At 65.3% G+C, this 14902-nt stretch carries 12 protein-coding genes and 1 pseudogene; 5 read left to right on the forward strand and 8 right to left on the reverse strand.

Going from position 1 to position 14902, the window contains the following annotated elements; all coding sequences use genetic code 11:
- Positions 1-103: 103 nt before the first annotated feature.
- Complete coding sequence (locus V2I30_RS05770; protein ID WP_330661127.1) at positions 104-910, reverse strand: SapC family protein; 807 nt, start codon at positions 908-910, stop codon at positions 104-106.
- 221 nt (positions 911-1131) lie between these two features.
- On the reverse strand, positions 1132-2628 hold the full coding sequence (locus V2I30_RS05775) for an FAD-binding oxidoreductase (protein WP_330661128.1): 1497 nt from the start codon (positions 2626-2628) through the stop codon (positions 1132-1134).
- A gap of 175 nt (positions 2629-2803) precedes the next feature.
- On the opposite strand from V2I30_RS05775, the gene V2I30_RS05780 reads away from it, so the two are divergent.
- Together V2I30_RS05780 and V2I30_RS05785 are read left to right on the forward strand one after the other, a co-directional pair.
- Positions 2804-3448, forward strand: a complete 645-nt coding sequence (locus V2I30_RS05780; protein ID WP_330661129.1) for a hypothetical protein — start codon at positions 2804-2806, stop codon at positions 3446-3448.
- Positions 3449-3636: 188 nt separating this feature from the next.
- A complete protein-coding gene (locus tag V2I30_RS05785) occupies positions 3637-5088 on the forward strand; it encodes a DEAD/DEAH box helicase (protein ID WP_330661130.1) in 1452 nt (483 codons plus the stop codon).
- A 24-nt stretch (positions 5089-5112) separates the two neighbouring features.
- Here the strand turns inward: V2I30_RS05785 and V2I30_RS05790 are convergent, their stop codons facing one another.
- The 3 genes from V2I30_RS05790 to V2I30_RS05800 all read right to left on the reverse strand — a co-directional run bounded on the left by V2I30_RS05790 (position 5113) and on the right by V2I30_RS05800 (position 9026).
- Positions 5113-5478 (reverse strand): response regulator, encoded by a 366-nt coding sequence (locus V2I30_RS05790; protein WP_330661131.1) that lies wholly within the window; start codon positions 5476-5478, stop codon positions 5113-5115.
- A gap of 1 nt (position 5479) precedes the next feature.
- Positions 5480-6574 carry an HWE histidine kinase domain-containing protein gene (locus V2I30_RS05795; RefSeq protein ID WP_330661132.1) on the reverse strand — a complete coding sequence of 365 codons (1095 nt, stop codon included), beginning with the start codon at positions 6572-6574 and terminating at the stop codon, positions 5480-5482.
- A gap of 139 nt (positions 6575-6713) precedes the next feature.
- Positions 6714-9026, reverse strand: coding sequence for an ATP-dependent helicase (locus V2I30_RS05800; protein WP_330661133.1), 2313 nt, complete (start codon positions 9024-9026; stop codon positions 6714-6716).
- 187 nt (positions 9027-9213) lie between these two features.
- On the opposite strand from V2I30_RS05800, the gene V2I30_RS05805 reads away from it, so the two are divergent.
- Together V2I30_RS05805 and V2I30_RS05810 are read left to right on the forward strand one after the other, a co-directional pair.
- On the forward strand, positions 9214-9525 hold the full coding sequence (locus V2I30_RS05805) for a hypothetical protein (protein ID WP_330661134.1): 312 nt from the start codon (positions 9214-9216) through the stop codon (positions 9523-9525).
- A gap of 280 nt (positions 9526-9805) precedes the next feature.
- Entirely contained in the window at positions 9806-10183 is a 378-nt protein-coding gene (locus V2I30_RS05810) for a hypothetical protein (RefSeq protein WP_330661135.1), read from the forward strand.
- Here V2I30_RS05810 and rsmD read toward each other — a convergent pair.
- From rsmD to V2I30_RS05825, 3 genes and pseudogenes are all read right to left on the reverse strand, one after another.
- Positions 10180-10731 carry a 16S rRNA (guanine(966)-N(2))-methyltransferase RsmD gene (gene rsmD / locus V2I30_RS05815; RefSeq protein ID WP_330661136.1) on the reverse strand — a complete coding sequence of 184 codons (552 nt, stop codon included), beginning with the start codon at positions 10729-10731 and terminating at the stop codon, positions 10180-10182. The two genes, V2I30_RS05810 and rsmD, sit on opposite strands and share 4 nt — an antisense overlap.
- 178 nt (positions 10732-10909) lie before the next feature.
- Positions 10910-11683: pseudogene (locus tag V2I30_RS05820) on the reverse strand (pseudouridine synthase); the annotation flags it as partial.
- 128 nt (positions 11684-11811) lie between these two features.
- On the reverse strand, positions 11812-12984 hold the full coding sequence (locus V2I30_RS05825; protein WP_330661137.1) for an aromatic ring-hydroxylating oxygenase subunit alpha: 1173 nt from the start codon (positions 12982-12984) through the stop codon (positions 11812-11814).
- Between the two features lie 71 nt (positions 12985-13055).
- On the opposite strand from V2I30_RS05825, the gene V2I30_RS05830 reads away from it, so the two are divergent.
- The gene (locus V2I30_RS05830) at positions 13056-14879 is read left to right on the forward strand and encodes an AmpG family muropeptide MFS transporter (protein ID WP_330661138.1); all 1824 of its coding nucleotides are present in this window, start codon (positions 13056-13058) and stop codon (positions 14877-14879) included.
- The last annotated feature ends 23 nt before the right edge of the window (positions 14880-14902 follow it).

The raw sequence follows: 14902 nt of genomic DNA on the forward strand, positions 1-14902 counted from the left end.
AATGATCGCATACGATTGTAATCTATTGTTCATGTAAGCGCTCGGCCGCTCGTAAGCGGCTGCGCTTTACTTGCCGTCTTACATGGTTCCTCGGGGAACCGCCTTACATGGTGCCTTTGGGAACCGTCGCCGAACCGTCGGGCACGGGCACCTTGCCCTGCGCGCTTTGACGCTCGAACAGCGAGCGCATCAGGTTCAGCGAGAACAGATGCGCATGGATCAGCATCAGGATGCCGCTCTTGTTCATCGCCTCGAGCTTGTTGGCGGGCAATTCGCGCAGCTTGTTTTCGTCGACCATCCGGAAACCGCGATAGATGAACGGCTTGTTGGGCATGTCGTTGCGGGTGATGGCGATCTCGCCGTCCATCAACAGGTCGCTCGACTTGAGCTCGTCGAGAAACGCCTTGGTGCGCTGGCCCGAATTTTCGAACCGGCGGCAGAAATCGAGCACGCCGTTGGTGTATTCGGTCGGCTTGGCGCTATCGCCGTCCTTCTCGAACAAGGCCTGGCCGTCCTTGTTCTTGCCGACGACGCCCGATTCCGGATCGAAGCACAGCGACATGTCGTCGCTGTCCTGCCTGAGCTTCGCAAGGATGAAGGGATAGCGGCGGATATAGGCCGGCACGTAGAGGCCGGCTTCGAGCTTGCCGTCGTCGGCGACATGCACGTTGACGCCTTCGTTCAGGCCGAACAGCGCGATCGGCAGCGGATTGTCGTTGGCGGTGAAGACGATGGGAAAATCGCGCTGGGCATCGACGAATTCGTCTACTGTCAGCGGGATCGCGTGCGTGTTGGCGAGGAACGAGGCGTCTTCGAAATTGCTGACCTTCCACTCGCCATGTTCCTGGCTGTTGAGGGGCATGAGGTCCTTGTAGAACAGCGGAAGCTGCGGGCTTGGCGCGGTGGCCATGGGAAGTCTCCTGAAATGGCGGCGTTGGTTAGCCTTGCGGGTTGGATTTGGCGCCGGGCCGGTCCGTTTGGCGGGCCTGCCCCGCACCCTTGAAAAATGCGGGTCCGGGGCGGCAGGCAGCCGGTCGGCGGCGCTCCGGCGCGCCGGATGCGGCCCTTTAGGCGGATCGCGCGCACGGTGCAAGGCTGGCCAGGGCAGCCGGGTCGTGCACTCGGCCCGCTTTACCGATCGCGCGGTGGAACGAGCTTTCCGGGGTTGAGCAGACCACGCGGATCGAGCGCCTGCTTCACCCGCCGCATCATGTCGAGCGCGATCGGATCGCCGAGCCGGCCGAGTTCCCCCACCTTCATCTGGCCGATCCCGTGTTCGGCGCTGATCGATCCGCCCCATTCGCTGACGAGATCGTAGACCGCCGCGCTGATTTCCTTGCCTTCGCGCTCCTCCCATTCGTCCGGGACGGCGCCGGGCGGGGCGATGACGTGGAAATGGACATTGCCATCGCCCAGATGCCCGAAAGCGAGCGCCCTGGTGCCGGTGAACGCCTCCTCGATCGCAGGCGTGGCGGCGAGGATGAATTCGGGCATGTTTTCGACCGGCACCGAAATATCGTGCTGCATCGCGGGGCCGAGCGCGCGTTCGGCCTCGGAGATCGAATCGCGCAAGGTCCACAGCGCCTCGGCCTGTGCCTCGCTCGCCGCGATGGTCGCATCTTCCAGCAGCGCCTCGTCCGCCGCCTGCGCCAGCGCGTTTTGTAGCCGCTCGCGCAATTCGGCGTCGGACCCCTCGGCGCTGACGCATTCGACCAGCGCGTTCCATTGATGCGTGCCGGTCAAAGGCGCGCGCGCGCCGGGCAGATGCGCGACGACATTGGCGAGACACCGCGCGGGCACGATCTCGAACCCTTCGAGGCTGTCGCCCATCGCCCGTTCGAGCCGCCGCAGCAGCGCGCGCGCGTCGGGGAGGGCGGCGAGGCCGATCCAGGCGGTGGCGCGGGCGCGCGGGGCGGGGAGCAGGCGCAGAGTCGCCGCGGTGACGATGCCGAGCGTCCCCTCCGATCCGATCAGAAGCTGCTTCAGATCGAAGCCGCGATTGTCCTTCTTGAGCACGGTCAGCGCATCGAGCACGCTGCCATCGGCGAGCACCGCTTCCATCCCCAACACCTGCGCGCGCATCGTGCCGTGGCGCAGCACCTGCGTGCCCCCCGCATTGGTCGAGATCAGTCCGCCCACCGTCGCCGAGCCCTTGCCGCCCAGCGTCAGGGGGAAGCGCATGTCCGCCTCCGTCGCCGCCTCGTGCAGCGTCTGGAGGATCACGCCCGCCTCGCACAATGCCTGGCCTGCACTGGCATCGATCCGGCGGATCCGGTTCATCCGGCGCAGCGAGAGGAGGATCGCCGCGCCGCTGTCGTCGGGGGTGGCGCCGCCCGCCATGCCGCTGTTTCCGCCCTGCGGCACGATCGGCACGCGGTGCTGCGCGCACAGTTTCACCAGAGCGGCAACCTCCGCGGTGGAGGCGGGGGCGGCGAGGCCGAGCGCGCGGCCGTGATAGCGCCCGCGCCAGTCCGACAGCCAGGGCGCCATCTCGTCCGCAGCTTGCGTCCAGCCCTTTTCCTCAAGCAATCGCGCGGCTGCATCGGCGAAGTTCGCATGGTCCGTAGCAGTAGAGGCGGCGGGCGAGGCTGGACGTTCCAGCGCGTCGGTATGATCGGAGCTTGCCATCGTGGCCCTTATGCCACACCGTGCCTGCGCTTCGCCAGCGCTTTTCCGCTCGGCTTGCGGCGAGTTAAGCGGGCGTTCAATCGCATGTGCTAGCGCATATGCCGCAACAATTGAGTGGGCCCTGCACGCCCTTTCGACACCGGGATCCCATCGGGAAAGGACCCCCCAGGCGCCCATGCCTTTCTTCGCCGCCCTCGCAGCGCCTCTTACGCTGATCCTGCCGCTGTTCGGGCAAGGGCCGGCCACGTCCGCCGCGCTCGCACCGCGACCGGTGGCGGAGAGGCCGGGCGGCAGCGATCATTGCCCAGCGCCTCAGTTGCCAGGCACGCTCGCGCATCAAAAGAAGCTGCCCCCGCCGCGATCTTCGCCGCTGCGCTCGATCGCGCCGGTCACCAGCGCTGGTCCGCTCGACATGCTCGAACGCGCCCAGCGCGCGCAGCAGGTGCGGATCGAGCAGCGTGTGACCATTCGCATTTCGCCGCGCCCGGCGGTCAATCCCAACAGCTTGCTCGCCCGGTTGCCGCAGCGCGGCACGCGGGCCGCCTATGCCGAAGGCGAGGCGCAGAGCTGCATTCCGGTTGCCGGCATTTCCGGTGTGCAGACAGGCACCGGCAATCGCCTGCTGCTGTTCCTGCGCGATCAGCGCATTCTCAGCCTCAGCCTCGAGCGCGCGTGCCGCTCGCGCGATTTCTATTCCGGCTTCTATGTCGAACGCAGCGAGGACGGACAGCTTTGTGTCGGTCGCGACCTGCTGCAATCGCGCAGCGGCGCCAAATGCGAGGTCGAGGTGATGCGCCGGCTCGTCGCGATCGAACAATAGGCCCGCCCCGCGTCGGAATAGTCCAAATGGCGCTGTCTGCCGGGCACCTTTCTTGACTTTTTGCGTTAATGCCCCCAAGCGCGAGCCGCGCTCGATAGGGGTATTGCGCGAGCTCTTCGACAATCCGTGGCCGCACGCCTATAAAAGACGAGCGACCTCTCCCACCCAAGCGAAATGACCCAACCTTCATGACCTTTGCCGATCTCGGCCTTTCTCCCGACCTTCTCAAAGCCGTCGAAGATGCCGGCTATACCGAGCCCACGCCGATCCAGGCCGAGGCGATCCCCGCCGTCCTGATGATGAAGGACCTCATCGGCATCGCGCAGACGGGGACCGGAAAGACCGCGAGCTTCGTGCTGCCGATGATCGACGTCATGGCCGCCGGGCGCCGGCGGGCGTTGATGCCGCGCTCGCTGATCCTCGAGCCGACGCGCGAGCTTGCCGCGCAGGTCGCCGAGAATTTCGAGAAATACGGCGCCAATCACGATCTCAAGATGGCGCTGCTGATCGGCGGCGTGCAGATGGGCGATCAGATTAAGGCGCTGAACGAAGGCGTCGACGTGCTGATCGCGACGCCGGGCCGGATGATGGATCTGTTCGAGCGTGGCAAGATCCTGCTATCGGGTTGCGAATTGCTGGTCATCGACGAGGCGGACCGGATGCTCGATATGGGCTTCATCCCCGATATCGAGTTCATCTGTTCGAAACTGCCCGAAACCCGCCAGACCATGCTGTTCTCCGCGACGATGCCGCCGCCGATCGCGAAGCTGGCCAAGCAATTCCTGAACAATCCCAAGCGGATCGAAGTCAGCCGTGCGGCCTCGACCAACGAGAACATCACCGCGTTCAAGGTCCCGGTGAAGTCGCGGCAGAAGCGCGATACGCTCGAATGGCTGCTCGCCCACGACCAGGTCGAGACCGCGATCATCTTCGCCAACCGCAAGACGACGGTGCGCGAGCTCAACAAGCACCTGCAAAAGCGCGGCTTTGCCAGCGGCGAGATTCACGGCGACATGGACCAGGCCTCGCGCCTCAAGGAGCTCGACCGGTTCAAGTCGGGCGAGGTGAATATCCTGGTGGCCTCGGACGTCGCGGCACGTGGGCTCGACATCAAGGGCGTTTCCCACGTCTTCAATTTCGACACGCCGTGGCATCCGGACGATTATGTCCACCGCATCGGGCGGACCGGACGCGCCGGCGCGAAGGGCCGCGCCTTTACCCTGGTCGCAGAAGAAGACGGTGAAGCGATCTCGAATGTCGAGAAGCTGACCGGCGCCAAGATCAAGACCTTCGGCAAGGACGACGTGCGCGTCGAACTGGCGGAGAAGGGCTCGGCGAAAAGCGAGCCGCGCGGGAAAAGCGAGCGTGAAGCGTCCTCCGCCGACGATCGCGAGGACGAAACGCGCGCGAAACCTGCGCGCAGCCGCAAGCGTTCGGACGATGCGCCCGCCAAGGCGAAAACGCGCCGGCGCGGGTCTTCGGACGATCGGGGCGAGGACAAGCGGGCCGGCGACAAGCAGGCGGACAACAGGCAGGCCGGCTCGGGCCGCCAGCGCCGCGGCGAGCGCAGCGAACCCCCGGCCCCGGCGGGCGAATGGAACGGGCCGAAGCCCGGCTTCCTCGACGTCGAACTCGGCTAGGTCGGCTCAGGCCGCCCGGCGCCGCTAGCGCTCCTTCACGATACTGCGCAAAGCCGCGAGCAGCGCGGGGCTGGAAACTGGCTTCGACAAAACCCTGTCCTTGTCCTCAATGAAATCGATTTGCGAATGATCGTAGGCGGTTATGAAGACGTAAGGGATATCGCGTTCCTTCAGGATGTCTTTCACCGGTTTCGAAGTCTTGCTCTCGCCCAGATTGACGTCGAGAAAAGCGACGTCGATCCGCTCTTCGGCGGCGACGGCCTTGGCCTCCTCGAGATGGACGCTCGGGCCCACGACTTCGAAACCGAGATCCTCGAGCAAGTCGGACATCTCGAACGCGACCAGCATCTCGTCCTCGACGATGAAAATGCGTTGCGGTAATTCTTTCACTTTATTCCTCGGTATCGATTTTATCTGCGGGCATATCGAGGCTCCACTTGAGTCCCGTCGGCAAATAGTCGGTCGTGACCTTGCCGCCCGTTTCCGCCGCGAGCGCGCGGCCTGTGACAAATGAACCGAATCCCTTGGCCTTTGGTTCCGAGCAGGGCGGCCCGCCGCGCTCGTCCCAATGCATGTTGAGCCGCCGCATCTCTGCTTCGCCGCCCAGCGTCCAAGCGAGATCGACGCGCCCCGCCTCTTCCGACAAAGCGCCATATTTCAATGCATTGGTGGCAAGCTCGTAGAAGGCCATCGAGAAGGCGAGCGCCTGGCGGGTGGGGACGAGCACGGGCGGGCCGGAGATCGAAACGCGGTCTGCCGCGATGGCGGAGACGATCTCGCGCGCGATCTCGTCCAGCCGGGCCGCGTCCCACTGATTGCTGACCAGGCGGGCATGGGCCGTCGCATAGGCGTTCAACCGCTGGTCGAGCGTTGTACGCAGGCCCGCGGGCACGTCTGCGTTGCGCAGCGACTGGGCGACGATCGACTTGACCACCGAAAAGGCGTTCTTCACTCGGTGGTTGAGCTCTCCGATCAGCACGCGCTGCATCTTCTGTAGCCGCCGTTCCTCGTCGATATCGATCAGCGCCACCGTCGCGCCGATCAGTTCGCCGTCCACCCCGCGAATGCTGCGTCCGATGATCCGCATCCAGAACCGGGTGCCGTCGCCGCGCTGATAGCTGACGTCGAGTTCGGCATGTTCTTCGCCCTCCAGGATAACGCGGGCGAGGGGATATTCCCGGCTTTCGACCTTGCGACCGTCCTCGTGGAACGACACCCATTCGCCGTAGCTTTCGGCGTCCGGCGAATAGAGGACCGGGTGGCGCACCATGTCCTCGACCAGGTCATTGGCGTAGATGATCCGACCGTCCCTGTCGGCCACCACCAGTCCGACCGGCACCGCGTCGAACATCGACTGAAACAGGTTCAGCCGCTGCGCCGCCGTGTCCGCGAGCAATCCGTCGAGAAAATTGTCGGTCGTTTTCTTGGCAAGTGACTGCTGGATTACCTTCATTTCGGCGGCGGGATCGTCGGGGTGTTCGGACATAGAGCGGCTCCTGTCGGGCGGCGGTCAGAGGCAGGAAGGCCCTGACGATCTGACGGGGGAATGCACCTGCCACTCCCCCGGTTCCGGTTGGGGGACACCGGTACGCGATTAGCGCCGCACGCGCCAGCGACGCCGCATCTTACCCGATCGGGGTAACGAAGCTGTCGATCACGCGCTTTTCGCCCGCTTGCTCGAACTGGATGGTGAGCTTGTTGCCCTCCTGATCGATGACGCAGCCAGTGCCGAATTTTTTGTGGCTGACCATCGCGCCGATCGCGATGTCGCTGCGCGGCGTGCCGGCAAAGCTCGCAGCGCTGCGCCCTGGCTCGGCGATGCGCTTTTGCTGCGGGTCGTAGCCGGTCGCGATGGCGCGTTGCCAGCCGGGCCCACGCGCCTGCGCCCGGTCGGGCCTGGCCTCGGCCACATGCGCGAAGGGATCCTCGTTCTCCGACCAGTTCGCACGCCACAGCGAAGCGCCGCCGGTCATGGTCGTCTCCTGCTCGATATGCTCCTCGGGCAATTCCTCGATGAAGCGCGAGGGGATCGAGCTCGTCCACTGGCCGTAGATGCGCCGGTTCGCCGCATGGAAGATCCAGGCGCGCCGCCGTGCGCGAGTGATCGCGACATAGGCAAGGCGGCGCTCTTCTTCGAGACTGGCGAGCCCGCCTTCGTCGATTGCGCGCTGCGAGGGGAACACGCCTTCTTCCCAGCCGACGCAAAAGACATGGTCGAATTCAAGGCCCTTGGCGGCGTGGATGGTCATGATCGTGACCGTTTCCTCTTCCTCGCCGCGATCGTTGTCCATGACGAGGCTGACATGTTCGAGAAAGTCGCCGAGCGTCTCGTATTCCTCCATCGCGCGGGCGAGTTCGGAGAGGTTCTCCGCGCGCCCTGCGCTTTCGGCCGAGCGATCCTTCGCCAGCATGTCGTTATAGCCGCTTTCGTCGAGGACGAGCCGCAGCAGGTCGGCCGGGGAAAGCTGCTCGGACGCTTCGCGCCAGGCAAGGAAGCTGCGCATCAGCGCGCCGATCGTATTCGCCGCTCGGGCGGGCAATTCGTCGCTGTCGGCGAGCTGGAGCGAGGCGGCGGCCAGCGGCAGGTTCGAGCCGCGGGCATGGCTGTGCATCTTCTCCAGCGTCTTGGCGCCGAGCCCGCGCTTCGGCTGATTGTAGATGCGCTCGAAGGCGAGATCGTCCTGCGGCTGCGCGATCACGCGCAAGTAGGCCAGCGCGTCGCGGATTTCGGCGCGTTCGTAGAAGCGGAAACCGCCGATGATCCGGTAATTGATCCCGGTCTGGATGAAGCGGTCTTCGAATTCGCGCGTCTGATATTGCGCGCGCACCAGAATCGCGACCTCGTCCAGCGACGCGCCTTCGCGTTCGAGCCGCTCGATCTCCTCGCCGACGCGGCGTGCCTCTTCCGGCGCATCCCAGACGCCTACGACCTTGACCTTGTCGCCGCCATTCGCCTGCGTCCAAAGCGTTTTTTCGTGGCGCTCGGAATTGGCGCGGATCAGACCCGATGCGGCGCCCAATATTTGCGGGGTCGAGCGGTAATTCTGCTCAAGCCGCACGACATGTGCGCCGGGAAAATCCTTTTCGAAGCGCAGGATGTTGGCGACCTCGGCCCCACGCCAGGAATAGATCGACTGATCGTCGTCGCCCACCACGCAGATATTCTTGCGGGTCTGGGCCAGCAGCCGTAGCCACAGATACTGGACTGCATTGGTGTCCTGATATTCGTCGACCAGAATGTAGCGAAAACGCTCCTGATAATCCTTCAGCACGTCGGGATGTGCGCGAAAGATATTGAGCATATGCAGCATCAGATCGCCGAAATCGCAGGCGTTCAATGCCTTCAGCCGCGCCTGATAAGCGGCGTAGAGTTCCTTGCCCCGGCCATTGGCGAAGGCTTCGTTCTCAGCCGGATCGAGATCTGCGGGATTGAGCCCGCGGTTTTTCCAGCGATCGATCAGGCCGGCGAGCTGGCGCGCGGGCCAGCGCTTCTCGTCTTCGCCTGCCTCGACGATCAGCGGCTTCAAGAGCCGCAACTGATCGTCGGTATCGATGATGGTGTAATTGCTTTGCAGGTCGACCAGCTCGGCATGGCGGCGCAGCATCTTGGCGCAGATCGAATGGAACGTGCCGAGCCATGGCAACCCCTCTCCCGGCGCGCCCAGATGGCCCGCGACACGCTCGCGCATCTCGCGCGCGGCCTTGTTGGTGAAGGTGACGCACAGGATCTGGCTCGGCCAGGCGCGGCGCGTCGCGACCAGATGCGCGAGGCGCGCCGTCAGCGCCGCGGTCTTGCCGGTGCCCGCGCCGGCCAGCATGAGCACCGGCCCCTCGGTCGTCAGCACCGCCTCGCGCTGCGGCGGATTGAGCCGCGCGGCATAGGGCGGCACCTCGCCCGGCGGGGCGGCGTCGCTGGTCTGGGGCAGGGTGTCGCTCATGTTCGTGTCGTGAACAGGTAGGGAACGCGGGCGCTCCCCGCAAGCGCGCGTGATCGGTTTTCATCCGGCCCTGTTCAATGGGCGCGTCGAGTGAGAGCGTTAATCGCCAGTCCGGATTTTCTTGGAACTCCCCCAGCGCCTGCCGCATTATACGAACAACGAAACGCAAATTCGAGGATCGACAGCCATGAAAAATCTTATCGCAAGCGGCATCTGCGTCGCCTTCGCCGGAGCGCTTGGAATCGCCGCGCCCGTTCTCGCCGACGATCACAAGCAGCAGAGCACGGTGACCGGCGATGCCAACTGGAAGGCGCAGAGCCCGGAGATCGTTGAACGCAACAATCGCGGCCGCGTTACCAAGGTGCGGATCGACGGCCAGGTTATCGACGTCTGCATGAACAGCGAGCAGGACAGCTGCATCAATCCGCGGGCCGCCGGTCTCGGCTTCGGCAATCGGCCACTGATGTACTGGCCGGGACAGCCGGCGAGCTCGATGTAACGGCGACGAACACCAGTATACTTTGAGAAAGAGCAGCCGGCGCGCTGCCCTTTTTCGTTTTCGCGACAGGCGGGCGCCGGGCCGGCGGCGTCATCCCGGCGCGTTCCCGCCACACCTCTCGCCCGTCCGTGCACAAGGCGGGATGGCGCCGGGCCGTTCGGCTTGATCGCAGCAATTCCGGTGACATGATGAAAGCACACGGGCCGACAGGGGGCCGGATTTTTCCAGCGGTCGATATGCGTTCGTTCGCGCTTGGGTAAGTGTTCAAGGAGAACCCCCAATGCGTAAGTCCCACATGTATCTTTTCGGTGTTGCCGCGGCGACCGCCGTCTATCTCGCCGCCGCCCCCGCGGTGGCTCACGCGCAGGACGAGATGGAAGATGCCGACACCATGACAGAGCCGGTGCCCAGCGCCGCGCTCGACGAGACCCAGCAGGCCGATTACGACAGCTGGTCAGAGGAGCAGAAGGTCGCTTACGCCACTTGGCCGGTCGAAACGCAGAACTATTACTGGTCGCTCCTGCCCGAGCGCCAGATGATGTTCTGGCGGCTGACCGACGAGGACAAGGTCGCGCTTACCGCGATGACCGGGCCGGAGCGCGAAGCGGCCTGGGAGCAGGTTGAAGGACGGACCGGCTCGGCTCCCGGAGGACGCTAGGCCGGGCTTGCGCCGGTCAGCAGGGTGAGGCGCGCCTTGCCGACCCGGCGCGACGCCTTGCAGGCGAGCCCCTTGACCTCGGGCGCCTCGTCGCGGCCGGTTTCGAGCGCGATCCAAGTCGCCTCGCCGATCCAGCCGAGGCGCAGCAGCCGGTCGAGCGCAACCTCGCCGGCGCCCGTGCCATAGGGTGGATCGAGCAGCAGAAGGTCGAGCGGCTCGGACGCAGGCCGCAGGGCCATCACCGACCCTTCGACGAGGGTCGCTGCCCCGGCGAGGTCGAGCGCGGTAAGGTTGGCACGGATGGCGGCGATCGCCGCTCGTTCCTGCTCGACGAACAGGCAGTGCGCCGCGCCGCGCGACAGCGCTTCGAGCCCCAATGCGCCCGAGCCGGCGAACAGATCGGCGCAGCGCAACCCCTCGAATTGGCCGAGGCGGCTGGCGAGCATCGAGAACAGTGTTTCGCGGGTGCGATCGGCGGTCGGACGGGTCGCCTGCCCCCGCGGAGCTTCGAGTTTGCGCCCGCGATGGGTGCCAGCGATGATCCGCATAAGTGCCGGCGCCTCAGGACGAACGCCGCGCGGAGGAGCGCGTGCGACGGGAAGCGGGGGGCTTGGGGGAGGGGGACGGTCTGCGCGGCGGGGAAGAACTCCCTCTGTCCGCCGTGTTGCGGCCGCCTCCTCCTCCGATGCCCGCTTCGACTGTCTTCGAAGTGGCGCGGGTCGAGGACTTCAATGACGAGCGAAAGCGATCGAGATCGCCTTTGCGGATGCGCGCCGCCTGCCCGCGCGGCAGATCGCCGAGCGCGAAGGGGCCATAGGCGGTGCGAATCAGGCGGCTGACCTGCAGGCCGAGATGTTCGAGCACGCGCCGAACCTCGCGGTTCTTGCCCTCGGTGATGGTGATCTCGATCCAGTGGTTCTTCGTGCCCGCCCCGCCGGACCCATGTTCGAGATTGGCGTCGATCGGTCCGTAACGCATGCCATCCACCTCGACGCCTTCGCTCAGAGCTTCGAGTTGTTCCTGCGACACCTCGCCGAAAGCGCGCGCGCGGTAGGTGCGGGGAACCTGCGAGGCGGGCAGCTCCATCTGCCGCTTCAATCCGCCGTCATTGGTCAGAAGCAACAGCCCCTCGGTGTTCAGGTCGAGCCGCCCGATCGGCATCAGCCGCGGCGTGTCCTTGGGCAGGGCATTGGTGAGAGCGGCATAGATGGTTGCGCGGCCCGCCGGGTCGCGCTCGGCGGTGATAAGCCCGGTGGGCTTGTGAAAGGCCCAGAGCTGTGCCGGCTCGGGCGGGCCGACGGGCTTGCCGTCGACGCTGACGCCGCGAAGGCTGGTGAGGAAGGTCGCGGGGGTTTCGACCGGCTTGCCGTGCAGGGTCACACGTCCCTCGGCGATCATCCGCTCCACCTCGCGCCGGCTCGCAACCCCGGCTCGGGCAAGCAGCTTGGCGATGCGGTCGCCTTCGGGGCGGTCTTCCGCTTTCTTCGGGTCGGTGGGCACGTGATTGTCCTTCGAGACAGGGTTCGGACATGCGTCCTCACCCTTTCTCAGGATGAGCGGAAACACCACATCCCCCTAGCCGCTCATGCCGAGGAGGTGAAGGCGCAGCCGTCTCGAAGGACGGAAGATCAGTTCGCAGCCCGCAGCGCCTCCTGCACCGCCTCGTCAAAGCGCGCGATGCCGCCTTCGAGCGTGCCAAGCGTCAATTCCTCGATCGCCCCGCTTTCCAGACCCTGCTGCCCCAGCTCGGCGGCGCGGAAATCCTCGCTGGCGAACACCCCGCCATCGAGCAATTTCCAGCTGCGCTCCCAGTGATCGCGCGCTTTGTCGGTTCGCGGTTCTTCCGGGATCAGCATGAAATCCTCGACCAGCGTCAGATCATGGCGCTGCGGCATCAGCACCATGACGTTGACGTAATCGGGGCTCGGCACGATGACGGTTGCCGGCATCAGTTGATAGGCGAAGGTCACCACCCGGCGCAGCGCCGCCATGTCGCTCAGATCGACCGCTTCCATCTCCTCCAGTCGACCGACCGCCGAGCGCATGTGCGGGCCGACGGTGTCGCCGCTCGTGATTCCGTCCTTGAAGAACGGGCCGATCGTGTTCGCGTGCAACCGGGTGACGTGATAGCTTTCGAGGAAGGCATCCATGATGAGCTTCCAGTTGCCCTTCACATGGTGGAGCTTGCGGCGGAAGAGATAGGCCTCGTCCATCCCGAACGCCTCGAAATCCGCGCCCACCCGGCGCGCATCGGCGAACAGAGCATTTGCTTCCGCATTCCGGTCGGGCGAGAACCAGATCAGTCCGCCGCTTTCGCATGATGGCAGTTCGACAAGGCCGTGCTCGCTCTTGTCGAGGCCGGGAAAGGTTTCGGGCCGCGGCAGGGCGAGAAGCGCGCCGTCCAGCCGGTAGGTCCAGGCGTGATAGGGGCATACCAGCCGCTTGGCGCATTGCACTTCCTCGCCCTCGACCAGCCGTGTCCCGCGATGGCGGCAGACATTGAGGAAGACGTGGACCTGCCCTTCCGCATCGCGCGTGATGAGCAGCGGCCTGCCGGTCGCATCGTGCGGCAGCGCCAAGCCGGGATCGGGCAGCAGCGCGCTTGGTACCAGCACCTGCGCCATCTTGTCGAACAGGGCCGTCTTCTCGCGCTCGAAATGCGCAGGATCGATGTAGCGCGACGCGGGTACGGTCGAAATTCGCTCGCTGCTGCGCCCCTCGCCCTCGCTGATCGCCTTGGCCAGTGCCAGTTGACCCGGCGTCGGCGTGCGTCCTCGCGCTGTCGTTGTAGATGCGTTCATCGCGCTCTCCCTATCTCTTGGCCACAGGTTATGTCACAGACCACGCGGTCAATACAAAAAAAGAGGTGCGAGTGACTGCAGCGACGGCCGACAAAGCGGGCGACGAGGGCAAACCGGCAAAGCCCGGATGGCGCGAGGTCGCGCGCGCGATGAAGAACCGCAAGTCGGCCTTCATGGTGCTGTTCGGCTTTGCCAGCGGCCTGCCCTTCGCGCTGTTCCTCGGCACGCTCTACGCCTGGCTCAGCGAGGCTGAGGTGGACCTGGAGACCATGGGCGTGTTCTCGCTGATCGGGCTTGCCTATGCCTTTCAGTTCGTGTGGTCGCCGATGGTCGACAAGGTCGATCTGCCGGGGTTGAGGCGGCTGGGAAAACGCAAGCAGTGGATCGCGCCGATGCAGCTGATCCTCGGCATCATCCTGGTTACGCTGAGCCTGCTCGAACCCAAAACGCAATTGGGCTGGTTTTCGCTGCTCGCCGGGATCGGTGCGCTTGCTTCGGCGACTCAGGACATCGCGATCAACGCCTGGCGCATCGACGTCGCCGACGAGGAGGCGACGCTCGATATCCTCTCGACGATCTACCAGATGGGCTTTCGCATGGCTTCGCTGGTCGGCGGAGCGCTAGGCCTCATCATCGCGGCGCGGATCGGCTGGCCGGAAACCTACATGCTGTTCGGCGCCCTGATCCTCGCGGTCGGCATCAGCGGGCTGTTCGCGCCCGACACCGCACGCGACGAAGCCTCCGCCATCGGGCCGAGCGGCGAGGAGATCGACGAGCTCTATCGCCCCGGAGAAGTGCGTGCCCACGTGCGCCAGCGTTACCTGTGGATGGTGCTCGGGCTGTGGGGCTGGGCGCTGCTGGTGCTGGGCATCTTCATGGTGCGTGCGCTGGGCGGTTATGTGCCGATGCTGGGCACGATGGAGCTGGGCGCGCTGGTGATCGATCTCAACTGGCTATTCGGCATGTTCCCGCTGAACGAAAGCGGACGGCCCGACCCGACCGAGTTTACCGCGAAGATGGGCCCGCCGATCATCGCTGCGACCATCGTCCTGCCGGCAAGCATCGCCGCGCTGCTCCACCGCCACCGGGTGCGCCAGGACGACGTGATCGAGCTGAACGAGACCTCCACCCGCGCACCCGGCGCGGTGGATCATCTCTACCGCGCGCTGCTGGTGCCGCTGGTGGAATTCGTCGGACGGATCGGCTGGCCGCTGATCCTGATCCTGGCGCTCGTCCTCACCTATCGCATCTGCGACGCGATCTGGGGCACCTTCGCCTATCCGTTCTATCTCGGCGAGCTCGGCTACACCAATGACGAGGTCGCGTTTGCTTCGAAGTTCTTCGGGGTGGGCGCGATCATTGCCGGGCTGGCGCTGGGCGGGTACATGCTGACCGTGCTCGGGCGGATGCTGACGCTGACGCTCGGCGCGCTGCTGGCCGCGCTGACGAACCTGCTCTATGCCGACATGGCGGTGGGCGGGGCAACGATGCAGGCGGCAAGCGACCTGACCGGCTTTTCCGCGATGATCGGCTTTTTGGCGCCGTTCGGTTCGGAAGGGCTGCCGCGCCTCACCTTCACCATCCTGTTCGAGAATCTCGCCATCGGCATTGCCGGCGCTGCTTATGTCGCGTGGCTGTCCTCGATCGTCTCCAAACGATACGCCGCGGTGCAATATGCGCTGCTGTCTTCGCTGACGCTGCTTGTGGGCACGCTCGGGCGCGGGGCGCTGGGTGAGATGATCGAGGATCGCGGTTATTACTACGTGTTCATCCTCACGACCTTTATCGGCCTCGTCGCGGTCGTGCTATGCATGGCGGAATGGTATCGCCAGTCGCGCGGGGGCAGCGCGGCCGGCGTGGTGACCCCCGACCCTGCGGCGCAGCCGGCGGAGTAAAGCCAAACCCAACGAGACCGCTC

The organism is Erythrobacter sp. (assembly GCF_036351135.1).
Lineage (GTDB): Bacteria > Pseudomonadota > Alphaproteobacteria > Sphingomonadales > Sphingomonadaceae > Erythrobacter.